General features: G+C 72.8%; 26 protein-coding genes. 14 read left to right on the top strand and 12 right to left on the bottom strand.

The window, feature by feature from the left end; translation table 11 throughout:
- Positions 1-55: 55 nt before the first annotated feature.
- The 4 genes from ypfJ to CTE05_RS18200 are packed head-to-tail and all read right to left on the bottom strand — an operon-like array spanning position 56 to position 3,005.
- Positions 56-919: a KPN_02809 family neutral zinc metallopeptidase gene (gene ypfJ, locus CTE05_RS18185; RefSeq protein ID WP_146847711.1), complete on the bottom strand. Its 864-nt coding sequence runs from the start codon at positions 917-919 to the stop codon at positions 56-58.
- 43 nt (positions 920-962) lie between these two features.
- Positions 963-1,595 carry an energy-coupling factor transporter transmembrane component T family protein gene (locus CTE05_RS18190; RefSeq protein WP_146847712.1) on the bottom strand — a complete coding sequence of 211 codons (633 nt, stop codon included), beginning with the start codon at positions 1,593-1,595 and terminating at the stop codon, positions 963-965.
- Entirely contained in the window at positions 1,592-2,305 is a 714-nt protein-coding gene (locus CTE05_RS18195; RefSeq protein ID WP_146847713.1) for an energy-coupling factor ABC transporter ATP-binding protein, read from the bottom strand. The genes CTE05_RS18190 and CTE05_RS18195 overlap by 4 nt, the downstream gene beginning before the upstream one ends.
- A 10-nt stretch (positions 2,306-2,315) precedes the next feature.
- On the bottom strand, positions 2,316-3,005 hold the full coding sequence (locus CTE05_RS18200) for a biotin transporter BioY (protein WP_146847714.1): 690 nt from the start codon (positions 3,003-3,005) through the stop codon (positions 2,316-2,318).
- A 152-nt stretch (positions 3,006-3,157) separates the two neighbouring features.
- Here CTE05_RS18200 and CTE05_RS18205 point away from each other — a divergent pair, with 152 nt between their 5' ends.
- Positions 3,158-4,756 carry an ABC-F family ATP-binding cassette domain-containing protein gene (locus CTE05_RS18205; protein ID WP_146847715.1) on the top strand — a complete coding sequence of 533 codons (1,599 nt, stop codon included), beginning with the start codon at positions 3,158-3,160 and terminating at the stop codon, positions 4,754-4,756.
- Here the strand turns inward: CTE05_RS18205 and CTE05_RS18210 are convergent.
- From CTE05_RS18210 to CTE05_RS18220, 3 genes are read right to left on the bottom strand one after another with little or no spacing between them, the layout of a single operon-like run.
- Positions 4,753-5,712, bottom strand: coding sequence for an SURF1 family cytochrome oxidase biogenesis protein (locus tag CTE05_RS18210; RefSeq protein ID WP_146847716.1), 960 nt, complete (start codon positions 5,710-5,712; stop codon positions 4,753-4,755). The two genes, CTE05_RS18205 and CTE05_RS18210, sit on opposite strands and share 4 nt — an antisense overlap.
- Positions 5,709-5,951, bottom strand: a complete 243-nt coding sequence (locus CTE05_RS18215) for a hypothetical protein (protein ID WP_146847717.1) — start codon at positions 5,949-5,951, stop codon at positions 5,709-5,711. Before CTE05_RS18215 ends, CTE05_RS18210 begins: the two co-directional genes overlap by 4 nt.
- The gene (locus CTE05_RS18220) at positions 5,948-6,310 is read right to left on the bottom strand and encodes a DUF3099 domain-containing protein (RefSeq protein WP_246123743.1); all 363 of its coding nucleotides are present in this window, start codon (positions 6,308-6,310) and stop codon (positions 5,948-5,950) included. The genes CTE05_RS18215 and CTE05_RS18220 overlap by 4 nt, the downstream gene beginning before the upstream one ends.
- Before the next feature lie 133 nt (positions 6,311-6,443).
- Between CTE05_RS18220 and fabG the strand changes: the two genes are divergently transcribed.
- Genes fabG through CTE05_RS18235 form a run of 3 tightly spaced genes read left to right on the top strand, consistent with a single transcriptional unit; the run spans position 6,444 to position 8,558 of the window.
- Positions 6,444-7,184 carry a 3-oxoacyl-ACP reductase FabG gene (gene fabG / locus CTE05_RS18225; RefSeq protein ID WP_146847718.1) on the top strand — a complete coding sequence of 247 codons (741 nt, stop codon included), beginning with the start codon at positions 6,444-6,446 and terminating at the stop codon, positions 7,182-7,184.
- A gap of 43 nt (positions 7,185-7,227) precedes the next feature.
- Positions 7,228-7,998: an enoyl-ACP reductase FabI gene (gene fabI, locus CTE05_RS18230; RefSeq protein ID WP_146847719.1), complete on the top strand. Its 771-nt coding sequence runs from the start codon at positions 7,228-7,230 to the stop codon at positions 7,996-7,998.
- Positions 7,999-8,042: 44 nt separating this feature from the next.
- Positions 8,043-8,558, top strand: coding sequence for a SixA phosphatase family protein (locus CTE05_RS18235; RefSeq protein ID WP_146847720.1), 516 nt, complete (start codon positions 8,043-8,045; stop codon positions 8,556-8,558).
- Here the strand turns inward: CTE05_RS18235 and CTE05_RS18240 are convergent.
- From CTE05_RS18240 to glgC, 3 genes are read right to left on the bottom strand one after another with little or no spacing between them, the layout of a single operon-like run.
- Complete coding sequence (locus CTE05_RS18240; protein WP_146847721.1) at positions 8,552-9,628, bottom strand: DUF4037 domain-containing protein; 1,077 nt, start codon at positions 9,626-9,628, stop codon at positions 8,552-8,554. The two genes, CTE05_RS18235 and CTE05_RS18240, sit on opposite strands and share 7 nt — an antisense overlap.
- Positions 9,625-10,269 carry a phosphoserine phosphatase SerB gene (gene serB / locus CTE05_RS18245; RefSeq protein ID WP_281286199.1) on the bottom strand — a complete coding sequence of 215 codons (645 nt, stop codon included), beginning with the start codon at positions 10,267-10,269 and terminating at the stop codon, positions 9,625-9,627. Before serB ends, CTE05_RS18240 begins: the two co-directional genes overlap by 4 nt.
- Positions 10,270-10,314: 45 nt before the next feature.
- Complete coding sequence (gene glgC, locus CTE05_RS18250; protein ID WP_146847722.1) at positions 10,315-11,556, bottom strand: glucose-1-phosphate adenylyltransferase; 1,242 nt, start codon at positions 11,554-11,556, stop codon at positions 10,315-10,317.
- Positions 11,557-11,668: 112 nt separating this feature from the next.
- Between glgC and glgA the strand changes: the two genes are divergently transcribed.
- On the top strand, positions 11,669-12,895 hold the full coding sequence (gene glgA / locus CTE05_RS18255; RefSeq protein WP_146847723.1) for a glycogen synthase: 1,227 nt from the start codon (positions 11,669-11,671) through the stop codon (positions 12,893-12,895).
- A gap of 26 nt (positions 12,896-12,921) precedes the next feature.
- Here the strand turns inward: glgA and CTE05_RS18260 are convergent, their stop codons facing one another.
- A complete protein-coding gene (locus CTE05_RS18260; protein WP_146847724.1) occupies positions 12,922-13,710 on the bottom strand; it encodes an Rv1486c family protein in 789 nt (262 codons plus the stop codon).
- Positions 13,711-13,798: 88 nt separating this feature from the next.
- Here CTE05_RS18260 and CTE05_RS18265 point away from each other — a divergent pair, with 88 nt between their 5' ends.
- From CTE05_RS18265 to CTE05_RS18305, 9 genes are all read left to right on the top strand, one after another.
- Positions 13,799-14,593, top strand: coding sequence for an ABC transporter ATP-binding protein (locus CTE05_RS18265; protein ID WP_146847725.1), 795 nt, complete (start codon positions 13,799-13,801; stop codon positions 14,591-14,593).
- A gap of 92 nt (positions 14,594-14,685) precedes the next feature.
- Complete coding sequence (locus CTE05_RS18270) at positions 14,686-15,120, top strand: NfeD family protein (protein WP_146847726.1); 435 nt, start codon at positions 14,686-14,688, stop codon at positions 15,118-15,120.
- Between the two features lie 58 nt (positions 15,121-15,178).
- Positions 15,179-16,339 (top strand): SPFH domain-containing protein, encoded by a 1,161-nt coding sequence (locus tag CTE05_RS18275; RefSeq protein ID WP_146847727.1) that lies wholly within the window; start codon positions 15,179-15,181, stop codon positions 16,337-16,339.
- A gap of 101 nt (positions 16,340-16,440) precedes the next feature.
- Entirely contained in the window at positions 16,441-17,109 is a 669-nt protein-coding gene (locus CTE05_RS18280) for a TetR/AcrR family transcriptional regulator (protein ID WP_146847728.1), read from the top strand.
- The gene (locus CTE05_RS18285; protein WP_146847729.1) at positions 17,103-18,848 is read left to right on the top strand and encodes an ABC transporter ATP-binding protein; all 1,746 of its coding nucleotides are present in this window, start codon (positions 17,103-17,105) and stop codon (positions 18,846-18,848) included. Before CTE05_RS18280 ends, CTE05_RS18285 begins: the two co-directional genes overlap by 7 nt.
- Positions 18,845-20,821, top strand: a complete 1,977-nt coding sequence (locus CTE05_RS18290; RefSeq protein ID WP_146847730.1) for an ABC transporter ATP-binding protein — start codon at positions 18,845-18,847, stop codon at positions 20,819-20,821. The genes CTE05_RS18285 and CTE05_RS18290 overlap by 4 nt, the downstream gene beginning before the upstream one ends.
- A 31-nt stretch (positions 20,822-20,852) precedes the next feature.
- Entirely contained in the window at positions 20,853-22,082 is a 1,230-nt protein-coding gene (locus CTE05_RS18295; RefSeq protein ID WP_146847731.1) for an MFS transporter, read from the top strand.
- A 27-nt stretch (positions 22,083-22,109) separates the two neighbouring features.
- Positions 22,110-23,351 (top strand): endo-1,4-beta-xylanase, encoded by a 1,242-nt coding sequence (locus CTE05_RS18300; RefSeq protein ID WP_146847732.1) that lies wholly within the window; start codon positions 22,110-22,112, stop codon positions 23,349-23,351.
- A 4-nt stretch (positions 23,352-23,355) separates the two neighbouring features.
- Positions 23,356-24,213: a TrmH family RNA methyltransferase gene (locus CTE05_RS18305; RefSeq protein ID WP_146847733.1), complete on the top strand. Its 858-nt coding sequence runs from the start codon at positions 23,356-23,358 to the stop codon at positions 24,211-24,213.
- On the opposite strand, the gene CTE05_RS18310 is transcribed toward CTE05_RS18305, so the two are convergent.
- Positions 24,183-25,046 (bottom strand): acyl-CoA thioester hydrolase/BAAT C-terminal domain-containing protein (locus CTE05_RS18310; RefSeq protein WP_222595515.1); only part of this gene is annotated, 864 nt, incomplete at its 5' end. The genes CTE05_RS18305 and CTE05_RS18310 overlap by 31 nt on opposite strands.

The following is a 25,046-nucleotide window of genomic DNA, read 5'->3' on the forward strand; positions in this document are numbered from 1 at the left end:
CACGGACAGGACCGCGGGACGACCTCGGCTCTCGCCCGCCGGGCGTGAGCCGCGGTCAGAGCTGGTCGGTGGCGAACGTGTCGCAGGCCTCGAGAGTGCGCTGCTCGTACCCCGTCGTGAACCAGCGCTGGCGCTGCTCGCTCGATCCGTGCGTCCACGAGTCCGGGTTCACGCCACCGCCGGACTGCTCCTGGATGTTGTCGTCGCCGACCGCGGCGGCGGCGGCGAGGGCGTTCTGGAGCTGTGCGGGGGTGATGGGGTCCAGGTAGGCGACGCCGGTGTCCGGGTCGACGGTCGTGGCGGCGGTGCCCGCCCACATCCCCGCGTAGCAGTCGGCCTGCAGCTCGACCCGGACGGAGTCGGACTCCGCGCCCGTGCCCTGGCGGTTCGCCTCGTCCATCACGCCGGTGATGTTCTGGATGTGGTGGCCGTACTCGTGGGCGATGACGTACTGCTCGGCCAGGGGACCGTCTTCGGCGCCCAGCTGGGTCAGCTGGTCGAAGAACGTGAGGTCGAGGTAGATCGTGGTGTCCGGCGGGCAGTAGAAGGGTCCGGTGGCGCTCGTCGCGTTCCCGCAGGCGGTCGAGACGGTGTCGGTGAAGGCGAAGACTCCCGGCTCGCTGAACTGGCCGCCCGCGGCGGGGATCGCCGCGCCCCAGTACGTGTCGAGGGAGTCGATGGTCCCGCTCAGCCGGCACTCGCGGTCCGTGTTGGCCTGTTCGGCCGTGCACTCGCCGACGGTGCCCTCGACCTGCGGTTCGCCCCCGCCGGCGCCGGTGACGCCCGAGAGGTCGGCCCCGGTGAACAGGTAGATCACCAGGACCAGAAGTCCGACCGCGCCACCGCCGGCCACGGCCTTGCCGCCGCCGCCCTTGCGGACGCGGCCGCCGCCGAAGCTGCCACCCTCCTGGAATGTCACGCGGGAACGGTAGCCGCGCAACGGCGTGTGCGCGCGTCGAACGTCAGTTTTCGCCCAGGCCCCGGGCGGCGAGGGCATCGCCGGTGGCGCGCGCGTGCGCGACCATGCGGACGGCGGCGGGCACGAGGACCGCGCGCGGCTCGCGGTCGAGGCCGCGGGCGCGGGCGGCGTCGCGGGTCTCCAGCGACATCCGCGCCAGGACGGGGACGGTGCGCAGGAACAGGCCGACCGACAGGGCGAACGTCTCGGGGGACAGCCCGACGTGCCGCAGCGGCCGGGCGAGCCGCGCCAGGACGTCCAGCAGGGTGTCCGCGCGCGTCGTGGCCGTGACGACGGCGCCGAGCAGGACGAGGGCGACGAGGTCGACGGACACCTCGACGGCGGTCGCCCAGCCGCGCGCCCACCACTGGTAGGCGCCGATCAGGGCGGCGGTGACCAGAGCAGGGACGAGGCCGCGGGTGGTGCGGTGCCACGGGATCCGCGCGACGACCTGCGCCAGCAGGGCCACGGTCAGGAACCCGAGCGCGGAGGCCGGTCCGCGGACGGCGACCACCGCGATCGCGAACGCCGCGAGGAACGCGAGCTTGAGGCCCGCGGGTGCGCGGTGGACCACGGTCGTGCCCGGGTGGTAGAGGCCGAGCGGACCCGCCCACGGCGGTCGGATCGGCCCGCTCACGCGCCCACCTGCATCAGGGCGCGGTAGTGGGTGACCGCCTCCGCGGGGTCACCGTCGAAGACGACCGACCCGTCGTCGACGACGAGCACACGGTCGGCCTGCAGGGCGGCGTCGAGGTCGTGCGTCACGACCACGACCTGCTGGGGGAGGTCCGCCAGGAGCGCGTCGACGACGCCGCGCCACCGCAGGTCGAGCAGGGTCGTCGGCTCGTCGCACACGAGGACCGCGGGCTCGGTGGCCAGCACCGACGCCAGCGCGAGGAGCTGCCGCTGACCACCGGACAGGGCGTGCACGGGGACCTCCGCGCGGTCCGCGAGCCCGAACCGGGCGAGCGCGGCACGTGCGGCGGCGTCGCGCTCCTCGGCCGGCATCGACAGACGGCGCAGGGACAGGGCGACGTCCTCGACGGGCGTCGGCATGACGAGCTGGGCGTCGGGGTCGGTGAACATGAACCCCACCTTCCGGCGCACCGCGGCCCCGTCCCGCGCCGTGTCCAGCCCGTCCACGCGGACGGTGCCGGAGGACGGCAGGACGAGGCCGTTGAGCAGCCGGGCGAGCGTCGACTTGCCGGATCCGTTGGCACCGACGATCGCGACCCGGTGCTCGACGAGCTCGAGGGTCACCGGCCCGAGCAGCCGGACGACGCGGTCGGCACCGCCGGCCGGGTCGGGGCTGTAGGCGGTGACGAGGACGTCGTCGAGCGCGATCATCGGCGCAGGCTCAGCGACGCGAGCGCAGCATGTCGGGGAACGCCTTGAAGATCGCGACCGCGACGGCGGCGGCGGCGAGGTTCTTCAGCACGTCGCCGGGCCAGTACACGACGTCGATGGCGAACGCCTCGGGCAGGGAGATGCCGAGGCGGACCATGAGCCCGACGATGCCGGCCGGGTGGATCGTCAGGAAGCTGGCGCCCAGCCCGGCCACGACCAGCAGCGGGTAGCGCCAGGCCGAGACGGAGCGGACCGCCCAGTCGCCGAGACGCGCAGCGAACCGTGACTCCTGCAGCCGGGGAGCCGTGCGCAGCGCGATCCCGCCGAAGACCCCGGCGAGCGCAGCACCGAAGGGGAACGCGAGCAGGTACCCCACGGAGGCACCGGCCAGCACCGCGACCCCGCCGACGCCACCGGAGAAGATGGGCAGCCCGGCCAGGCCGAGGACCACGTAGAGCAGGGCGGCCAGGCCACCACGGCGCCAGCCGAGGACGAGGCCGGCCAGGATCACGGCGAACGTCTGCAGGGTGATCGGCACGCCCGACGGCGTCGGGATCCCGGGCAGGATCGCGCACACCGCGATGAACGCGGCGAACGTCGAGATCAGGGCGACGTCGGTGCTGACCGAGGTCCGTGCGATCGGTGCAGGAAGTGCGACGACAGGTGCTGCGGCGGTCTCGTTCTCCGGTGCGCTGGTCATGGCTACCCCTTGATCGTCGTGGCGAGTGTGTCGCGAGGACAGGGTGCTCCGTCGGACCCGTGCGACCGGACGCCACGCTAGCCGGAAGTAGACTTGCTGGCGTTTGTGCCCCTGGCCAACGCCAGCGCGGCGAACTCGGAGGAAACCGTCAAGTGATCACTGCCCAGGCTGTCGAGCTGCGCATCGGCGCACGCGTGCTGCTCGAGGAGTCGTCGTTCCGCATCGCGGGCGGCGACCGGATCGGTCTGGTCGGTCGCAACGGCGCCGGCAAGACCACTCTCACCAAGACGCTGGCGGGGGAGACGCAGCCCACCGGCGGCCAGATCGTGCGCTCCGGTGACGTCGGCTACCTGCCGCAGGACCCCCGCACGGGGGACCTCACACAGCTCGCGATGGACCGCGTGCTGTCGGCGCGCGGCCTCGACGAGGTCGTGCGTGCCATGCGCACCACGGAGGCGGCGATGGCCAGCGAGGACGACGCCGTCCGCGAGAAGGCGATGGACCGGTACTCCCGGCTCGACGCGCGCTTCAACGCCGCAGGCGGGTACGCCGCCGAGAGCGAGGCGCACCGCATCGCGTCGAACCTCGGCCTCGACGAGCGGGTGCTCGCCCAGACCATCGGGACGCTGTCGGGCGGCCAGCGTCGCCGGGTCGAGCTCGCGCGCATCCTGTTCTCGGGCGTCGAGACCCTCCTCCTCGACGAGCCCACCAACCACCTCGACGCCGACTCGATCATGTGGCTGCGCGACTACCTGAAGTCGTACTCGGGCGGCCTGATCGTGATCTCGCACGACGCCGACCTGCTGCGTGCCGTCGTGAACAAGGTCTTCCACCTGGACGCCAACCGGTCGCAGCTCGACCAGTACGCCCTCGGCTGGGACGCGTACCTGCAGCAGCGCGAGACCGACGAGAAGCGTCGCCGGCGCGAGCGGGCCAACGCCGAGAAGAAGGCCTCCGCCCTCATGGCGCAGGCCGACAAGATGCGTGCCAAGGCCACCAAGACGGTCGCCGCGCAGAACATGGCACGTCGCGCCGAGCGTCTGCTGTCCGGGCTCGAGGACGTCCGCGCGTCCGACAAGGTCGCCCGCCTGCGGTTCCCGGAACCGGCCGCCTGCGGCAAGACCCCGCTCACCGCCGCCGGGCTCTCCAAGACCTACGGGTCGCAGGAGGTCTTCACGGACGTCGACCTGGCGATCGACCGGGGGAGCAAGGTCGTGGTGCTCGGCCTCAACGGGGCCGGCAAGACGACGCTGCTGCGCATCCTCGGCGGCATCGAGAAGTCCGACACGGGCGAGGTCCGCCCCGGTCACGGCCTGAAGCTCGGCTACTACGCGCAGGAGCACGAGACGCTCGACATGGACCGCACGGTCGTCGAGAACCTCAAGTCGTCGGCCCCGGACCTCACCGAGACCCAGGTGCGCTCCGTCCTCGGCTCGTTCCTGTTCTCCGGCGACGACGCCGACAAGCCCGCCCGCGTGCTGTCCGGCGGGGAGAAGACCCGGCTCGCGCTCGCCTCGCTCGTCGTCTCCAGCGCCAACGTGCTGCTGCTCGACGAGCCGACGAACAACCTCGACCCGGCGTCGCGCGAGGAGATCCTCGCGGCCCTGCGCGGCTACGCCGGGGCCGTCGTCCTGGTCTCGCACGACGAGGGTGCCGTCGCAGCGCTCGACCCTGAGCGGGTGCTGCTGCTGCCCGACGGCGACGAGGACCTGTGGAGCCCGGCGTACCTGGACCTGATCGCGCTGGCCTAACGGCTGTCCTGCTCGCCCAGCTGCGCGTCGATCAGCGCGTCCTCGGCGTCCTCGTCGCGCCCTCCGCGCCGGCGCGGGACGTCGGGAGCGGGCGCGCGTCGGGGCCGCGGGGTGTCCCGGGTGGGCCACAGCTCGACCCCGCCGGACGTCACGGGTGCCACGGCCGGCGGGGGTGGTCCCTCCGCGTCCAGGGCAGCGCGCTCGTCCTGCAGCTCGCGCCGCGCACCGAGGCAGAACGCGACGAGCCCGCCGAGCGCGAAGGTCCACCACTGGAACGCGTACGACAGGTGCGACCCGGGGTCGGTGCTCGGCGCGGCGAGCGTGCCGGGGACCGGGGCAACCGACGGGTCCTCCGCGGTCATCGCGACATAGGCCTGGAACGTCTCGCCCTCGACGCCACCGGCCGCGAGGACCTGCTCGGCGGAGATCGCCTGGACCTGCCCGGCCGGGGCGTCGCGGCCCGAGGCCGGCTCGTCGTGACGCAGGCGCGCGGTGAGCGTGACCGTGCCCTCCGGCGCGGGCGGCGGAACGACGTCGACGCTCCCGTCCGACCCCGGCGGGACCCAGCCGCGGTCGACGACCAGCACCGTGCCGGCCTGCGTCGGCTCCGCGGCGCTCCCGGCGGACGCGTCCGCCACGACGAACGGCACGAGCACGTGGTAGGCCGGGGTGCCGTCGACGGGCCGGTTGCGCAGCAGGACAGTGCCCTCGGTCTCGTACCGCCCGACGACGGTGACCCGCTGCCACACGTCGTCGTCCGTGAGCGGTGCGTCGGTGGACGGCAGGACCGTGTCGAGCGGGACCGGGTCGGCGGCCCAGTTGGTCTCCACCACGGCGATCGCGCCGTCGCGCCACACGTGCCTGTCCCACTGCCAGCGGCCGAGGAACGTGCAGACGACCGCGAGGACGACCCCGACCAGGACCAGGACCGTGGCGCGGCGAGCTGCCGCGCTCATGACCGGGGGGCGGACTCGAGATCCGCTGCAGGGACCACGCTCTGGAGGAACCCGCGCACGTCGAGGAACTGGCTCAGGTGCTCACGGTGCTCGTCGCACGCCAGCCACACCTTGCGGCGGTCCGGGGTGTGCAGCTTCGGGTTGTTCCACAGCAGTCCCCACGTCGCCTCCGCACGGCAGCCCCGGCTGCTGCAGACCAGCTCGTCGACGGCGTCCGGGACCGGGCCGAACAGGCTCACTCGCGGTCGCCCGAGCCGTCGGGGGAGGAGCCGATGCCGCCGGCACTGCCGCTGCCGGGACCGATCTCGCGCGGCGTCATGAACGTCCCGTCCGGCTCGCGGCGCTCGCGGCCGGCGTTGGCGAACAGGACGGCGGAGTACGGCAGCACGACCGCCGCGACGATGAGCAGCAGCGACGCCCACATGGGGATCCGGCCCCAGGACAGCACCGCACCCGCGAAGCAGACGATGCGGACGCCCATCTGCACGAGGTAGCGCTTCTGCCGGCGAGCCAGGTCGTCGGCGAGCGGCTCGGGTGCGCTGGTGATGCTGTGGACCTCCTCCGAGGGGAGGTCCGGACGCCGGCGGATGCTGCTCACCACGTGATTCTAGTCCGCCTCGGCTGTGGTGGCGCTGAGGGGCGGTGTTGTGCAGGTCCCACAACACGGCGCGACGAACGTGGGCGCGGACCCTGCCGCGACGCGCAGGAATCGTCGGATAGCGTCGTGTCCCGTGCCTGAGACTTCCGACAACACAGCCCAGCAGCCGACAGCACGCAGCGTGCTGGTCACCGGCGCCAACCGGGGCATCGGCCGCGCCATCGCGGAGCGCTTCGTGGCCAACGGCGACAAGGTCGCGACCATCTTCCGCGCCGGTGACCTGCCGCACGGCGTCCTCGGCGTCGTCGGCGACGTGCGCGACACGGCCAGCGTCGATGCGGCGTTCGCGAAGATCGAGGCCGAGCACGGCCCGGTCGAGGTGCTCGTCGCCAACGCCGGCGTCACGCGCGACCAGCTGCTCCTGCGGATGACCGACGAGGAGTTCACCGACGTCCTGGACGTCAACCTCACCGGCGCCTTCCGCTGCGCGCGCCGCGCCAGCAAGGGCATGATCCGGCTGCGCCGCGGGCGCATCATCTTCATCTCCTCGGTCGTCGGCCTGTACGGGTCGGCCGGCCAGGTCAACTACGCGGCGTCCAAGTCGGCGCTCGTCGGCATGGCCCGCTCGATCACCCGTGAGCTGGGCGGCCGCGCGATCACGGCGAACGTCGTCGCACCGGGGTTCATCGACACCGACATGACGCGAGCCCTCCCCGAGGACAAGCAGAAGGCCTACCGCGACGCCATCCCGCTGGGCCGGTTCGCGCTGCCCGACGAGGTGGCCGGCGTCGTCGAGTTCGTCGCGTCGGACGCGGCGGGCTACATCTCCGGCGCGGTCATCCCCGTCGACGGCGGCCTCGGCATGGGTCACTGACACTCTTCTCCCAGCACGGCGACGACACGAGAACGGAACGCACATGGGTCTGCTCGACGGCAAGAAGCTCCTGGTCACCGGTGTCCTCACGGACGGCTCCATCGCCTTCCACGTGGCGCGGCTGGCCCAGCAGGAGGGCGCCGAGGTGCTCCTCACCTCGTTCGGCCGCCAGTTCCGGCTGACGCAGGCGATCTCGCGCCGCCTCCCCAAGGAGGCGACTGTCCTCCAGCTCGACGTCACCGACGCCGACGACCTCGCGGCGCTCGCGGACCGGGTGCGCGAGGCGGGCTTCGACTCGCTCGACGGGGTCGTGCACTCCATCGGCTTCGCGCCGCAGTCCGTCATGGGCGGCAACTTCCTGGCCGGCGAGTGGGACGACGTCGCGACCGCGCTGCAGGTCAGCGCGTACTCGCTCAAGTCCCTCGCGGTCGCCACGCAGCCGCTGCTGAGCTCGGGCGGTGCCATCGTCGGCCTCACGTTCGACGCTCGCTACGCGTGGCCGGTCTACGACTGGATGGGCGTCGCCAAGGCCGCCTTCGAGTCGACGTCGCGCTACCTGGCGCGTGACCTCGGGCCTCACGGGATCCGCGTGAACCTGGTCTCCGCCGGCCCGATCCGCACCACGGCCGCCAAGTCGATCCCCGGCTTCGAGGCCATGGAGGGCGGCTGGCCCGAGCGTGCCCCGCTCGGCTGGGACGCGTTCGACCCGGAGCCGACGGCCCGCGCGGTCGCGGCGCTGCTCTCCGACTGGTTCCCTGCGACCACCGGCGAGATCGTGCACGTCGACGGCGGGTACCACGCGATGGGGCTGTGACCTCTCGCCTGGGCGCAGGACGCGAGGAGTGGGACGCTGAGCCGGTGACGTCCGTGACCGGCCCTCGGCGACTCCTGCTGCTGCGCCATGCCAAGGCCGAGCACCCGGACGTCCCCGACATCCAGCGCCCGCTCGCGCTCGTCGGCCGCAAGCAGTCCGGCAAGGTCGGGAGGGCTCTCGCGGCCGAGGACCTCGTCCCCGACCTCGTGCTCTGCTCGAGCAGCGTGCGGACACGTCAGACGTGGGACCTCGTCCGCTCGTCGCTCGGCGCCGAGCCGGAGGTGCGCCACCTGGACGACCTCTACTACGCCGGGTCGAGCGCGCTGGTCGAGCTGGTCCGGGCCGTCCCCGCCGAGGCCCGGACCGTGCTCGTCGTCGGTCACGAGCCGACGATGTCGCAGGCGGCCGTCCTGCTGGCGGGTCCCGACTCGGACCCGGCGACGCTCGAGCGTGTCCGGGTCGGCGTGCCGACCGCCAGCTGGTCGCTGCTGGAGGTCGGCCCCTGGGACGGGCTCGCCGCCGGGACAGCCGCGCTGCGCAGGCTCGCGGTCCCTCAGTAGAGCCCGCGAAGGACCTCGGTCCGGTCGAGGTCGCCGGTGAGGTCGGTGCTGGCCGTGACCAGGTCGATGCCGCCGACGAGCGGTCGCTCGACCAGGCGGCGGACCTCCGGGTCGGTCACGGTCTCGGCGAGCCGGCGGGCGATCAGCGCGCCGCCGACCACCTCGAACGGCCGGCCGTGGAACGCGGCCGTCGTCTCGGGCAGCGGCGCGGTGAGTCCGAGGGCGTTGTGCCGCCGGACGAGCTCCACCAGGGCCCGCGCGAGCGCGTGCTGGCGGTCCGCCCACGTCTGCGCGGCGAGCGCGGCCGCCAGGGCTGCCCGCAGGGGCGCGGTCGTCCCGATCTGCGCGAGGGCGGTCCCGAGCCACTTGTCGTAGGGCGCGTAGCGGCGCTCCTGGAGGAACGCGAGCTGCACCGCGGTGCGGCACACGCGAGCGGTCACGAGACGCGACCCGAGGTCGTCGCCCGCCATCCCCGCCCGCGGCGCGACGTGCTCGTCCTGCCCGATCGCCGACCACGCCGACGCCTGCTGGTACAGCCAGACGTCGTGCGGGTAGTAGCCCAGCCTGTCGCGCACCGCGCCGAGGCCGAGGTCGTCGTGGAAGACGGCACCGGTGGTCAGCGCGAGGAGTCGTTGCTGCGGGACGACCAGCCAGTCGGCGGCCGTCACCGGGTCCACCGGGCCGAGCACGCGGCGGACCAGCGCGTCGAGCGTGAGGACCTCGACCCGGTGGTCGACCGGGCCGGTCGCGGCGGGGTCGCCGAGCCCGCGGGTGCCGTCCGAGGCCGCCGGGGCGACCCGGGTGGTCCAGCCGCCGACCTCCGGCGGCAGCCGGTGCCGCAGCTCCTCGTGCAGGTCAGCGGCATGCTCGGCGTGGTCGGCGGGCGACAGCAGCACCTGCAGCCGCGGGCCCCAGTCGTGGTCGGTCGACGTCGCGTCGTCGAGACCCAGCACGTCCGAGCCAGGCCCGACGAGCGCCGCGGTGTGCGGCAGGCCGCGCTCGACCAGGACCGGCCGCACCTCGTCGTAGAGCGTCCGCGCCAGCTCGAGGCCGGGCACGAACGCGGTCACGGACGGAAGACCGGCAGGTCGAGGACGGCGTCGAGCCGGTCGCGGACGACGGCGTCGGCCGCCTCGCACAGCAGCGGCTTGGCGTTGAAGGCGATACCGAACCCGGCCGCCACGACCATGTCGATGTCGTTGGCGCCGTCCCCGATGGCGATCGTGCGCTCCATCGGGATCCCGACCGTCTCGGCGTACTCGCGGAGCACCACCGCCTTGGCCGCCCGGTCGACCACGGGGCCGCTGACCTTGCCCGTGAGCCGGCCGTCGACGACCTCGAGCGCGTTCGCGCGGGTCAGGGTGATCCCGAACGACGCGGCGAGGGGGCGGACGATCTCGATGAAGCCACCGGAGACGAGCCCGACCGGCCACCCGCGGGCGTCCAGCTCCGCGACCAGCTCCCGGGCTCCCGGCGACGGCTCCACGGCGGCGAGCACGTCGGCCAGCACGGACTCCGGCAGGCCCGCGAGCGTCGCGACGCGCTCGTGCAGGGACGCCGCGAAGTCGATCTCCCCGCGCATCGCCCGCTCGGTGATCTCGGTGACGAGCACCTCGGAGCCGGCGTGCGCCGCGAGGAGCTCGACGACCTCACCGGTGATGAACGTCGAGTCGACGTCCATGACGACGAGGTGGGGCTCGTAGGTGCTCACGGGACGCGAGGGTAGTGCCGCGCGCCGGGCGCGCGTCACCGCCGTTCACTCCGTGATGACCGTCCCCTTCGGCACGACGGTGATGCCGGACTCGGTGACGGTCAAGCCGCGTGCGCGGTCGTGGTCGTGGTCCAGCCCGATGCGGACGCGTTCCGGGACGCTGACGTTCTTGTCGATGATCGCGCGGTGGACCTGGGCGTACCGTCCGATGTGCACGTCGTCGAAGAGCACGGAGTCCGTGACCTGCGCCCACGAGTGCAGCCGGACGCCCGGCGAGAGGACCGACCCGGACACCGTCGCACCCGAGACCAGCACGCCGGGGGAGACGACCGAGTCCACGGCATGGCCGAGCCGGCCCGCACCCGCGTGGATGAACTTGGCCGGCGCCAGGCTCGTGTAGCCGCTGTAGAGCGGCCACTCGTCGTTGTAGAGGTTGAACACCGGCTCGATGGAGATCAGGTCGATGTTCGCCTCGTAGAACGCGTCGATCGTCCCGACGTCACGCCAGTAGTCGCGGTCGCGCGGAGTGGAGCCGGGCACGTCGTTGCGCAGGAAGTCGTAGACGCCCGCGGTGCCACGCTCCACGAAGTACGGCGCGATGTCGCCGCCCATGTCGTGGCGCGAGCTCACGTTCTCGGCGTCCGCGGTCACCGCGGCGACGAGGGCGTCCGCGTTGGCGACGTAGTTGCCCATCGACGCCAGGATCTCGCCGGGGGAGTCGGACAGTCCCACCGGGTCGGTCGGCTTCTCGAGGAACGCCTTGATGCGCGTGGGGTCCGTCGGGTCGACCTCGATGACGCCGAACTGGTCGGCCTCCTCGATCGGCTGGCGGATCGCGGCGACCGTGAACTCGGCGCCGGAGGTGATGTGCGCCTCGACCATCTGGGAGAAGTCCATGCGGTACACGTGGTCGGCGCCGACCACGACGACGTAGTCGGGGCGCTCGTCCTCGATGATGTTCAGGCACTGGTAGATCGCGTCGGCGCTGCCCAGGTACCAGTGCTTGCCGACGCGCTGCTGCGCGGGGACGGCGGCCACGTAGTTGCCCAGGAGCGGCGACATGCGCCACGTCTTGGACACGTGCCGGTCGAGGCTGTGCGACTTGTACTGGGTGAGCACGATGACGTGCAGGTACCGCGAGTTGATGACGTTCGACAACGCGAAGTCGATCAGCCGGTACAGCCCCCCGAAGGGCACCGCCGGCTTGGCGCGGTCGGCGGTGAGGGGCATCAGGCGCTTGCCTTCCCCACCTGCGAGGACGATAGCGAGGACACGCGGCGCTGCCATGGCACGACCCTAGGCCCCCGACGCGGTCCCAGCGAGGCGTGCACGCGCTCAGGCGCTAGCGTGTCGGCGGGAGAACCGGTCGTCCGTGCCGGTCGGCGAGGGGATGGTTGAAGTGCGAGTCGACCTGCTGACCAGGGAGTACCCGCCGCACGTCTACGGCGGGGCGGGCGTCCACGTCGCGGGGCTGACCCGCGTGCTCGAACGGACCCTGGACGTGCGCGTGCACTGCTTCGACGGTCCGCGCGAGGCCCCGGGCGTGCTCGGGTACTCCGTGCCCACCGAGCTCGCCGGCGCGAACGCCGCGCTGCAGACGTTCGGCATCGACCTCGAGATGGCCGACGCGGTCGGTGCGGTCGGCGCCGACGGTGTCGCGTCCGACCTGGTCCACTCGCACACCTGGTACGCGAACCTGGGTGGTCACCTGGCGGGTCTGCTGCACGGTCTGCCGCACGTGGTCAGCGCGCACAGCCTCGAACCCCTGCGCCCGTGGAAGGCCGAGCAGCTCGGCGGGGGCTACGCGCTCTCGAGCTGGGCGGAGAAGACGGCGTACGAGGGCGCCGCAGCGGTCATCGCGGTCAGCGGCGGCATGCGCGAGGACATCCTGCGCGCCTACCCCAAGGTCGACCCCGCGCTGGTCAAGGTGGTCCACAACGGCATCGACCTCGACCAGTGGCAGCGTCCGACCAGCGACGAGGCCGTCGCCGCGGCGGGAGCGACCGTGCGCCGGCTCGGCATCGACCCGTCGCGGCCGAGCGTCGTGTTCGTCGGGCGCATCACCCGGCAGAAGGGCCTGCCCTACTTCCTGCGCGCGGTCGAGCTGCTGCCGCCCGACGTCCAGGTCGTGCTGTGCGCCGGGGCGCCCGACACGCCGCAGATCATGGCGGAGGTGAGCGGGCTGGTCGAGCAGCTGCGCACCAAGCGGTCCGGCGTGGTCTGGATCGAGCAGATGCTCCCGCGCGACGAGCTAATCGCCGTCCTCATGCACGGCACGGTCTTCGCGTGCCCGTCGGTGTACGAGCCGCTCGGCATCGTCAACCTCGAGGCCATGGCGGTCGGTCTGCCGGTCGTGGGGACCGCCACCGGCGGCATCCCGGAGGTCATCGACGACGGCGTCACCGGCCGGCTGGTGCCGATCGACCAGCTGCAGGACGGGACCGGCACGCCGGTGGACCCGCAGCGGTTCGTGCACGACCTGGCCGACGCCCTCACCGACGTCGTGGGCAACACCGCCCGGACCGCCGAGTGGGGCGTCGCGTCCCGCCGGCGGGTCGAGGACCACTTCACGTGGGAGGCCATCGCCGACCGCACGATCGAGGTGTACCGAGGGGCGTTGGCCTGACGGCCCCAGCCGCGCCGGCCGAAGCCTCAGGCGGTGAGCCGTGATGCCGCGGCCGCCATCGCGCGGCGGGCCATCCGGTCGACCTCACGCAGCGCGGTCGAGCGCTGGTCGGCCTGCCACAGGTTGACGGCGGCGCCGTCGTCCTGCGTCGCCAGCGCGACGATGGCGCGCAGGCGAGCCGCGCTGGCCAGCACGCGGACCCGGCGGCCGTCGAGCCCGTCCGGCAGCCGCCAGGCGGGCAGCTCGAGGTCGCGCAGGGCGGCGACCGTCTCGGCCGCGTCAGGCCGCCACCGTGCGACATCGAGCTTCACGAGAGCCTCGGTCGCCTGGAGGAGACCCTGGCGCAGCTCGCGCTCGGCATCCTGCAGCGACCCGGTCTGGGCGTGCACGGCGTGGCGCCAGTCGGGGACGTCCGAGAGCTCCCACGTCACCAGGTGCCCGGGCTCCAGCGCCGACCCGAACCGCTGCACCACGGGCACCGCGACGAGGCACGCCTGCGGCGTCCGCACCAGGACCGCCTCGCCGGCGTCGGTGGCGGCCGAGCTGACCGATGCGGGCGTCGCCCCGGGGTCGCCGGGGACCGGCAGGACCGTCGCGACGTCCCGGGGCGACCCGTCGCAGGCGTCGAGGAGGGTGCTCAGCGGCTCGTCCGACACGTCGTCGCGCAACGGCTCGTCCGCCGCGGGCCGGCGCTGCACGGAGTGCGGCTCGTCGTCCGACTGCACGGCACCGAGCAGCACCGAGCGGTCGGTGCTGTCGTCCGCCAGCCAGAGGGCGAGCAGGACCGAGCGCGGCAGCTCCAGGGTCAGGTCCACCCGCCCACGGTAGGACGTGACCCAGCCCACCGGCGACCGGCCCGACCACGGACGTCGGCGCTCGGCAGAGCCGGTTAGGGTCGTGCCCATGACCGACGTGCTCGACCTGCAGGCCGTGACGATCCGCCGGGGAACGACGACGATCCTGGACGAGGTGACGTGGACGGTCCGGGACGGCGAGCGGTGGGTGGTGCTCGGCCGCAACGGTGCCGGCAAGACGACGCTGCTGCAGGTCGCCTCCGGGCGGATGCATCCGACGGGCGGCACCGCGGACCTGCTGGGCTCGCGCCTGGGGCGGGTCGACGTGTTCGAGCTGCGCCCGCGGATCGGTCTGTCGAGCGCGTCGCTGGCGGACCGGATCCCGCCGGGGGAGACCGTGCGCGACGTGGTGCTGACGGCGGCGTACGGGGTGACGGGTCGCTGGCGGGAGGCGTACGAGTCGCTCGACGAGTCCCGGGCCGCCGACCTGCTGACCGCGTTCGGTGTCGCGCACCTGGCGGACCGCACGTTCGGCACCCTGAGCGAGGGCGAGCGCAAGCGCGTCCAGATCGCCCGTTCGCTCATGACCGACCCGGAGCTGCTGCTGCTCGACGAGCCCGCCGCGGGCCTGGACCTCGGCGGCCGGGAGGAGCTCGTCGCGGCGCTGTCGGAGCTGGCCGGCGACCACAGGTCGCCGGTTCTCGTGCTCGTCACGCACCACGTCGAGGAGATCCCGCCCGGTTTCACGCACATCCTCCTGCTGCGCCAGGGCAAGGCCTTCGCAGCGGGACCGATCGACGAGGTGCTGACCGCCGAGACCCTCTCCGGGGCGTTCGACCTCCCGCTGACGGTGGACCACACCGACGGACGGTGGTCCGCTCGAGCGGCGTCCGCCCAGGGCTGAGCGGTATCCCACAGGTTCGCAAAGAAACCGTCTAGGATCGGTTGGACCGCAGGGTCCGCCGTCGGAGCCTGCTCGACCGAGGGAGTGGCCCGATGGGGTGGCTGTGGTGGATCGGTGCGGCGCTCGCTCTCGGCATCCTGGAGATGCTCTCGCTCGACCTCGTGCTCGCGATGTTCGCCGGTGGAGCCATCGCCGGCGCGATCGCCTACCTGTTCGGCGCCACCGTGCCCGTGCAGTTCGTCGTCGCGGCCCTGACCTCGGTCCTCCTGCTCTTCACGCTGCGCCCCTGGTTGCTCCGGCACCTGCGCGACCGCATGCCGCTGGTGGAGACCAACGCCGCGGCGCTGGTCGGCCGCGAGGCCGTGGTCGTCTCGACCGTCACCGGTGAGGGCGGCCGCGTCAAGCTCGCCGGCGAGGTGTGGAGCGCCCGCGTGGACGCACCCCAGACGATCCCGCCCGGCACGGAGGTCCGCGTGACGCGGATCGAGGGCGCCACGGCAGTCGTCTCACCGGTCGCCGGTCTCTGAGCGCACCGGCTCGTACGTCGCGCGGGCAGCTCGTCCGCGCTCGACCCCTGGAGGATCCATGGACGACCCGAACGGTGGGCAGATCGCCCTCTTCATCGTGCTGGGCCTGGTGCTGCTGTTCGTCATCATCGCGCTCGTGCGGGCGGTCAAGATCGTCCCGCAGGCCGTCGCGATCATCGTCGAACGGCTGGGCCGCTACTCCCGCACGCTGGACGCCGGCCTGCACCTGCTCATCCCGTTCGTCGACCGCGTGCGCGCCGGCGTCGACCTGCGCGAGCAGGTCGTCTCGTTCCCGCCGCAGCCGGTGATCACGTCCGACAACCTCGTGGTCAGCATCGACACCGTCATCTACTTCCAGGTGACCGAGCCGAAGTCGGCGGTATACGAGATCGCCAACTACATCCAGGGCATCGAGCAGCTGACGGTGACGACGCTGCGCAACGTCGTCGGGTCGATGGATCTCGAGCAGACGCTGACCAGCCGCGACCAGATCAACGGTCAGCTGCGTGGCGTGCTCGACGAGGCGACCGGGCGCTGGGGTGTGCGCGTGAACCGCGTCGAGCTCAAGTCGATCGACCCGCCGGACAGCATCAAGGGCTCGATGGAGCAGCAGATGCGCGCCGAGCGTGACCGCCGCGCGGCGATCCTCACGGCCGAGGGCTTCAAGCAGTCGCAGATCCTCACGGCGGAGGGCGAGAAGCAGGCGGCGATCCTGCGGGCCGAGGGTGGCGCCCAGGCGGCGATCCTCACGGCCGAGGGAGAGGCGCGGGCGATCCTGCAGGTGTTCGACGCGGTGCACCGTGGTGACGCCGACCCGAAGCTCCTGGCGTACCAGTACCTGCAGACGCTGCCGAAGATCGCGGCGAGCCCGTCGAACAAGATGTGGTTCCTGCCGTCGGAGCTGACCAGCGCCCTGGGGGTGTTCGCCAAGGGGTTCGGCGGGCCGGTCTCCGACGACGGCGCCGTGCCTGACTCGGGCCGTGCCGCGGGCACGTCGCCGTTGGGCGACGACCTGCCGCCGACCACGCTGACGGACCCGGCGGAGGCGCTGGCCGAGGCGCGACGCGAGTCGGCGGCGGCGACCGCGGACGCGACGGCCTCGGGCACCCTCAGCGGGTTGCCGTTCGACCCGTCCGTGGAGCAGGGGCAGCGTCCCGGCGGGGCAGCGGTGCCGCCGCGGGCACCCGAGCCGCCGCCGCAGGACGCGCCGCCCGCCTGACAGGAGGGCCGGGCCGGAGCGGTCCGGCCCTCTCGCGCGTTCGCTCACAGCGAACAACAATCGATGGTCGGAGTGAGTGCTCACTCAGTTAGATTCGGCGGATGGAGACGATCTCCGGTCACGTCCGAGGGCGTGCGACGCCGCTCCCGCCCGACGAGCGTCGCGCCGCGATCCTGCTGGCCGTCCGCCCGGTCCTGCTGGAGCGCGGCGCGGCGGTGACGTCACGCGAGCTCGCCGAGGCGGCCGGCGTCGCGGAGGGCACCCTGTTCCGTGTGTTCACCGACAAGGTGACGCTCGTGCGCGAGGCCGTGCTCGCAGCCGTCGACCCCGCGGACTCCGTCCCCGAGCTGGCCGCCATCGACCGCGACCTGCCGCTGCACGACCGCGTCGCCGCCGTCCTGGACCAGGGCCTCGCGCGCGTCGGCGAGGCCATGCGCTGGATGGCGCTGCTGCACGAGATCAGCCGGCTGGAGCCCGGCCGCCCGCCCGCGGAGCACCGCGAGGCCGCCATGCGGCTGTGGGGGACGCGCCAGCAGGCCGGGACCGAGGCGGTGAACGCCACCATCGCGTGGCTCCTGGAGCCGGACGCGGACCGGCTGCGGCTGCCGCTGGACGACGTCATCGAGCTCCTGACCACGGTCCTCATGGGCGCCACCATGCGCACCGTCGACGCCCGGCGTCGCGGGCTCGACACCCCGCCACCCGATGCCGGACGGCTGGCCGACCTCGTCCTGCACGGCGTCCTGACCGACGGGAGCGCGCGATGCTGATCACCTTGCTCAAGGAGCACCTGAAGCCGTACCAGGGCGCGGTCGCCGCAGTCATCGTGCTGCAGCTGGTGCAGACGATCGCGACGCTCTTCCTGCCCAGCCTGAACGCGCGGATCATCGACGACGGCGTCGCGAAGGGCGACACGGCCGAGATCGTCCGGCTCGGCGCCGTGATGCTGGGCGTCAGCCTGCTCCAGGTGCTCGCCGCCGTGGTGGCCGTCTACTTCGGCGCGCGCACGGCCATGGCGTTCGGGCGCGACGTGCGCAAGCGGCTGTTCGGCCACGTGCAGACGTTCTCCGCGCAGGAGGTCGCCACGTTCGGGGCGCCGACGCTCATCACCCGCACGACGAACGACGTGCAGCAGGTGCAGATGGTGGTGCTGCTGACGTTCACGATGATGCTCATGGCGCCGATCCTGCTGGTCGGCGGCGTCATCATGGCGATGCGCGAGGACGTCGGGCTGTCCGCGGTGCTGCTGGTCTCGGTGCCGGTGCTCGCGATCGTGATCGCGCTCATCGTGACCCGGATGATCCCGTACTTCCGGTCCATGCAGAAGCGGATCGACGCCATCAACCGCGTGCTGCGCGAACAGATCGCGGGCGTCCGGGTGGTGCGCGCGTTCGTGCGGGAGCGCCGCGAGTCCGAGCGGTTCGCCGCCACCAACACCGACCTCTACGACACCTCGCTGCGCGTCGGCAAGCTCATGGCGCTGATGTTCCCGATGGTCATGCTCGTGCTCAACGCGACGACGGTGGCCGTCCTGTGGTTCGGCGCCGAGCGCATCGACGCGGGCGCCCTGATGATCGGGCAGCTCACCGCGTTCCTGTCCTACATCGCCTACATCCTCATGGGCGTGATGATGTCGACGATGATGTTCGTCATGGTCCCGCGGGCCGTCGTGTCCGCGGAACGCATCGGCGAGGTGCTCGACACCCGGACCTCCGTCGTCCCGCCCGCCCAGCCCGCGGTGCTGCGCACGGGCGCCGACTCGCGGCCCGGCCTGCTCGAGCTGCGCGGCGTCGAGTTCCGCTACCCGGGTGCCGAGCGCGCGGTCCTGCACGGGGTCGACCTGGTGGCCGAGCCCGGGAGGACCACGGCGATCATCGGCTCCACCGGAGCCGGGAAGACGACGTTGCTCAACCTCGTCCCGCGGCTCTTCGACGTGACCGGCGGCGCGGTCCTCATCGACGGCGTCGACGTGCGGGCGCTCAGCCCGGACCAGCTGTGGGGCCAGATCGGGCTCATCCCGCAGAAGCCGTACCTGTTCGCCGGCACGGTGCGCTCCAACCTGGAGTACGGCCGCCCGGGGGCATCGGACGACGAGCTGTGGCACGCGCTCGAGGTCGCGCAGGCGCGGGACTTCGTCGAGGCGCTCGACGAGGGCCTCGACGCGCCGGTCGCGCAGGGCGGGACCAACGTGTCCGGCGGGCAGCGACAACGCCTCGCGATCGCGAGAGCCCTGGTCAGGCGGCCGAACATCTACCTGTTCGACGACTCCTTCTCGGCGCTCGACTACGCGACAGACTCCCGCCTGCGCGCGGCCCTCGCCCCCGAGACGCGGGAGGCGACCGTGCTGGTGATCGCCCAGCGCGTCGCCACGATCCGGCACGCGGACAGCATCGTCGTGCTGGAGGACGGCCTGGTGGTCGGCGTCGGGACGCACGCCGAGCTGCTGGAGTCCTCGGAGACGTACCAGGAGATCGTGTACTCGCAGGTCAGCGTGGAGGAGGCGGCATGAGCACCGAGACCCGCCGGCTCCCCCCGGCAGCGGCCCGTCGCGGCCCCGGCCCGATGATGAACCTGGGCATGCCCGGCGAGAAGTCGATGAACTTCCGCGGCTCCGCGATGCGGTTCCTGCGCGAGATGCGGTCCGAGCGCGCCCCCATGGCCCTCATCGTGGTGCTCGCGGTCGCGTCGGTCGTGCTCGCCGTCATCGGTCCGAAGCTGCTGGGCGACGCGACCAACATCATCTTCGACGGTGTCATCGGCGCCCAGCTCGGCGAGGCGTTCCCGGCCGGGACCACCACGGACCAGGCCGTGTCGGCGCTGCGGGCCGACGGGCAGGACACCTTCGCCGACGTCGTGGCCGGCAGCGGTGCGGTGCCCGGCGTGGGGATCGACTTCGACCAGCTGTGGCAGCTGCTGATGATCGTGCTGGTCATCTACGTGGGGTCGTTCCTGTTCGGCTGGCTGCAGGGTCGGCTGACCGCCGTCGTCGTGCAGCGCACCGTCTACGCGATGCGGCAGGACGTCGAGGCCAAGCTGTCGCGGCTGCCGCTGCGGTACATCGACTCCCAGCCACGCGGCGAGCTGCTCAGCCGCGTGACCAACGACATCGACAACGTCGCGCAGACGCTCCAGCAGACCCTCTCGCAGCTCATCACGTCGGTGCTCACGGTGGTCGGCGTGCTGGTGATGATGTTCTGGATCTCGCCGCTGCTGGCCGTCATCGCGCTGGTCACCGTGCCGCTGTCGATCGTGATCGCCGGGGCCATCGCCAAACGGTCCCGACCGCAGTTCATGGAGCAGTGGGCCTGGACCGGCAAGCTCAACGCCCACATCGAGGAGATGTACACGGGCCACTCGCTCGTGACCGTGTTCGGGCGGCAGGCCGAGGCCGCCGAGGTGTTCGCCGAGCGGAACGAGAAGCTCTACGACTCCAGCTTCCGGGCGCAGTTCATCTCCGGGATCATCCAGCCAGCGCTCGGCTTCGTGGCAAACCTCAACTACGTCATCGTGGCCGTCGTCGGCGGCCTGCGCGTGGCGTCGGGGACCATGACGCTCGGCGACGTGCAGGCGTTCATCCAGTACAGCCGGCAGTTCACGCAGCCGATCACGCAGATCGCCTCCATGGCCAACCTGCTGCAGTCCGGGGTCGCGTCGGTGGAGCGCGTGTTCGAGCTCCTCGACGCCGACGAGCAGTCGCCCGACCCGGCGGACCCGACGCCGCCCGTGCAGCCGACCCGGGGACGCGTGGAGTTCGAGCACGTCGCGTTCAGCTACTCGCCCGACAAGCCGCTCATCCAGGACCTGTCGCTCGTGGCCGAGCCCGGCCAGACGATCGCGATCGTCGGCCCCACCGGCGCCGGCAAGACGACCCTGGTGAACCTGCTCATGCGGTTCTACGAGGTCGACGACGGCCGGATCACCCTCGACGGCATCGACACGAGGGACCTCACCCGGGACGCGCTGCGCTCGCAGATGGGGATGGTGCTCCAGGACACGTGGCTGTTCGGCGGGACCCTCGCGGAGAACATCGCCTACGGTGCCGACGGCGCGACGCAGGAGGAGATCGTCGCTGCCGCGGAGGCCACGCACGTCGACCGTTTCGTGCGCACGCTGCCCGACGGGTACGCCACGGTGGTCGACGACGAGGGAGCCAACGTCTCCGCGGGGGAGAAGCAGCTGCTCACCATCGCCCGGGCGTTCCTGGCCGACCCGCCGATCCTCATCCTCGACGAGGCGACCTCGTCCGTGGACACCCGCACGGAGGTGCTGGTCCAGCAGGCGATGAACGCGCTGCGCCACGGCCGGACGTCGTTCGTCATCGCCCACCGGTTGTCCACCATCCGCGACGCCGACGCGATCCTGGTGATGGAGGACGGTGCGATCGTGGAGCAGGGGTCGCACGACGAGCTGCTCGCCGCCGGCGGCGCGTACGCGCGGCTGTACGCGAGCCAGTTCGCCGCAGCCGTCGCGCCGGTGGACTGACCTCGCGGACCGGGGACGTACTGTCTGCCCCATGTCCACCGCCACGACCACGGGGTTCCCCCGCGACCAGATGACGGTCGCGTTCTACGGGAGCTTCGTCGTGTGGGGCTGGCTGCTGTACAGCTTCAACCCGAGCGTTCCGCTGCTCGCGGACGAGCTCGGCATCAGCGACGCACAGGCCGGGCTGCACGGCACCGCGATGGCCGCCGGCGGCATCCTGGCCGCGTTCGCGACGCCGCGCTTCGTGCGCAGCCACGGTCGGCGCACCGCCGTCCTCGTGGCGTGCGCCCTGATCGCCGTCGGGGCGTCCGGGCTGGTCGCGGCCCCGTCCCTGGCCTGGAGCCTGCCCGCGATGGTGGTCCTCGCCCTCGGCGGGAACATCGCGATCAGCGGTGCGCAGGCCGGGCTCGCGCTGCGCCACGGGAGCAAGGCGTCGGCGGCGCTGACCGAGGGGAACGGGATCGGCTCGTCGATCGGGCTCGTCGGCCCGCTGGCCGTCGGCGCGTGCGTGGCGATCGGCTGGGGATGGCGGCCCGCGGTCGCCGTGACGGTCGTGCTGGCGATCGTCTCGGCGCTCGTCGTTGCCCGCATCCCCGTCGGGGGCGCGATGACGCCACCGCACGTGCCCGACCCGACGACCCCGCACGTCGTCCGTGCACGCACCACGCTCCCGGGCTGGTGCTTCCTGGTCACTATGGTCGCCGCGGTCGCCATGGAGTTCGCCACCACGTACTGGGCGACCGGCCTGGTGCTCGAGCGGACCGGGGCCGGGGCCGGCATCGCGGCGGCGACGACGGCCGGGCTCGTGGCGGGCATGTCGGTGATCCGGTTCGTCGTCGGACCGCTGTCGCTGCGCGTGGCGCCCGTGATGCTGCTCGCCGTCGCGTTCGTCGTCGCCATCGGTGGCTGGGCGATCCTGTGGACCGCGACCTCGCCGACCGTGGCCATCGTCGGCCTGTTCGTCGCCGGGCTCGGCTACGGCGCGCAGTACCCGCTCTCCGTCGCGCTCCTCCTGGCCACCGCACCCGGACGCACGGACGCGACCCAGGCGCGCGCGACCCTCGCGGGCGGGCTCGCGATCGGAGTCGCGCCGTTCGCGCTCGGCGCGCTGTCCGACGCCGTCGGGACCCATCAGGCGTTCCTCGTCGTCCCCGTCGTCGCGCTGGTCGGGGCGGTGGTCGCCGTGCTCGGAGGTCGCGCCGCGCGGCGGGGGGCCGCACCGGCCGTCGACCTCGATCCCGGCGTGGCGGCGGGTAGATAACGTTATCGAGCATGGCAGGCTGGCCCGATGCCCAGCCTGAACCACCGACGCGCCGACGCCGTCCTCACCGTCCTGCGCCCCGACGGCCACCCGCTGGTCGACACCGACGTCGTGGTCGCCCAGCAGGGCCACGAGTTCCTGTTCGGCAACATCGGGTTCGACTTCATCGCCCTTGCCAACGCCGAGGACGATGCCGCGGAACCACCCGCGTTCGGTGGTGCGCCGGCCAGCTCGGCCGCCGCGCTCGCCGACCTGTGGCTCGACGTGTTCAACGCCGCGACGCTGCCGTTCTACTGGGGTCGCTTCGAGCCTGTGCGCGGCCGCCCGGACACCGCTCGGCTGCTCCGGGCTGCGCACTGGTTCGCGGACCGCGGCGTCGTCGTGAAGGGCCACCCGCTCGCCTGGCACACCGTCTGCGCGCCGTGGCTGGCCGACCTGAGCACGGACGAGGTCGCCGACGCGCAGGACGCCCGGATCCGTCGCGACGTCGCCGACTTCGCCGGCGTGATCGACACCTGGGACGTGATCAACGAGGTCGTCATCATGCCGGTGTTCGACAAGGAGCCCAACGGCCTGACCCGGCTCGCGTGGGACCGCGGACGCATCCCGACCATCCGGCTCGCGTTCGACGCCGCCCGTCAGACGAACCCGACGGCCACGCTGCTGCTCAACGACTTCGACATGTCGACCGCCTACGAGTGCTTGATCGAGGGTGTCCTGGAGGCGGGGATCCAGGTCGACGCGATCGGCCTGCAGAGCCACATGCACCAGGGCTACTGGGGCGAGGAGAAGACCCAGCGCATCCTTGACCGGTTCGCGCGCTTCGGGCTGCCGCTGCACCTGACGGAGTCGACTCTGCTGTCCGGCGACCTGATGCCCGCCCACATCGAGGACCTCAACGATCACCAGGTCTCGTCCTGGCCGTCGACCCCCGAGGGTGAGGCGAGGCAGGCCGACGAGATCGAGCGGCACTACCGGACGCTCGTCGGGCACCCGGCCGTGCAGGCGGCGACGTACTGGGGGATCACCGACGCCGGCGCGTGGCTCGGTGCTCCCGCCGGGCTCGTCCGCGCCGACGGCACCCCCAAGCCCGCGTACGACACGCTGCGCCGGTTGGTCAAGGACGAGTGGTGGCTGGCCCCGACGACGCTGCGGACCTCGTCGTCCGGGCGCGTCCCGGTCAGCGGGTTCCGGGGGACGTACTCGGTGGACGGCGTGCCGTTCGAGCTGGCGCACGACGGGGAGGTCGTCGTCCGGCTGGAAGGATGACCGGGTGCCCGTCGCCTCCCTGCAGCCCGTCACCGACCCCGCCGACGAGCGGCTCGCCGACTACGTCTCGCTGACCGACGTCGCCCTGCGCTCACGGCAGGAGCCCGCCAAGGGTCTCTACATCGCCGAGAGCTCCACGGTCCTGGGCCGCGCGCTCGCCGCCGGCCACCGGCCGCGGTCCGTGCTGCTGTCGCCGCGCTGGGTGCCGGACCTCGAGCGCCTGCTCGCCGGCCTCCCCGCCGACGACACCGTCGTCCCCGTGTACGTCGCCGAGGAGCCCGTCCTCGAGGCCATCACCGGCTTCCACGTGCACCGTGGCGCGCTCGCTGCGATGCACCGGCCCGTGCTGGAACCGGTGGCGTCGCTGCTCGCGGGCGCCCGCCGCGTCGCGGTGCTGGAGGACATCGTCGACCACACCAACGTCGGTGCCGCGTTCCGGTCCGCCGCCGCCCTCGGCGTCGACGCCGTCCTGGTGACGCCGCGCTGTGCCGACCCGCTCTACCGTCGGTCCGTCCGCGTGTCCATGGGGACGGTGTTCCAGGTGCCGTGGACCCGGATCGACCCCTGGCCCGAGGGCATCGCGCTGCTGCGCGAGGCAGGGTTCGTCACCGCCGCGCTGGCCCTCTCGGACGACTCGATCACGCTCGACGCCCTGGTGGCCGACCCGCCCGACCGGCTGGCCCTGGTCCTCGGCGCCGAGGGGCACGGGCTCAAGCCGACCACCGTCGCGGAGTCGGACCTGGTGGTGCGGATCCCGATGGCGGGCGGGGTGGACTCGCTCAACGTGGCCGCCGCTGCTGCCGTGGCGTTCTGGGCGACGCGGGTGACGGGTCAGGCCGGCTCCTCGCGCGGCAGCGTGTAGCGCAGGAAGCCGAGCGTCCTCGACCACGTCTCCTTGCGGGCGTACGTGGTGAGGACCGGTTCGCCGCCGTGCCGGAACGTGACGCCCGGACCGGGGCCGAGGCTCGTGGTGAACGCGCCCCCCGGCGGCCCCGCGATCATGTGGCCGACGTCGGGCAGGACGACGTTCGCCCACGGGTACGGATGGGCCGCTCGCCGCAGGCGCTCCGCCGCGACCAGGCTGTACGCCGGTGAGTCCCACATCTGGTCGTCGGCGGCCGACACCAGGAGCACCCCGCCCCGGATCTGCTCGACCGGGATGCTGACGCGCGCCAGCTCGCCCGGGTCGGTCGGCAGCGGGGCGAACCCGTCGCGCAGCGCGATCGGCTCGCCGCGCTCGATCGCCTCGACGAACGCGGACGACACCCGGTACGGCAGGAACGGCAGCGGTACGCCGTCGACGGTCCACGCCGGCCCCGACGACCGCAGGATCGCGTCCAGCCGACCGGCCTCGTAGTCGATGCCCTGCGTGACGACCCCGCTGCCGACGACGCTGACCACCGACCCGACGCGCTCGTCCCGGCTGCCCACCAGGAGCGCCGCCTCGCCGCCGCGAGACCCGCCGAGCAGTCCTATCGAGCCTGGCGCGAACCCCTCCGCCTCGAGCAGGTCGAGCGCTCGCGTGAAGTACTCGAGAGGGATGTCGACGAGCGCCGACGGGACACCGGGCGCCCCGAAGTAGGCCAGGGCGAGTGCTGCGAAGCCCTCCTCCGCGAGCGCGACGGCGTCCCGCTCGTGCATCCCGCCCTCGGACCCGCCGATCACCACGACCGCGCGCTCGGCACCCGCGGCGGG

The organism is Cellulomonas terrae (genome assembly GCF_007990265.1).
Lineage (GTDB): Bacteria > Actinomycetota > Actinomycetes > Actinomycetales > Cellulomonadaceae > Cellulomonas > Cellulomonas terrae.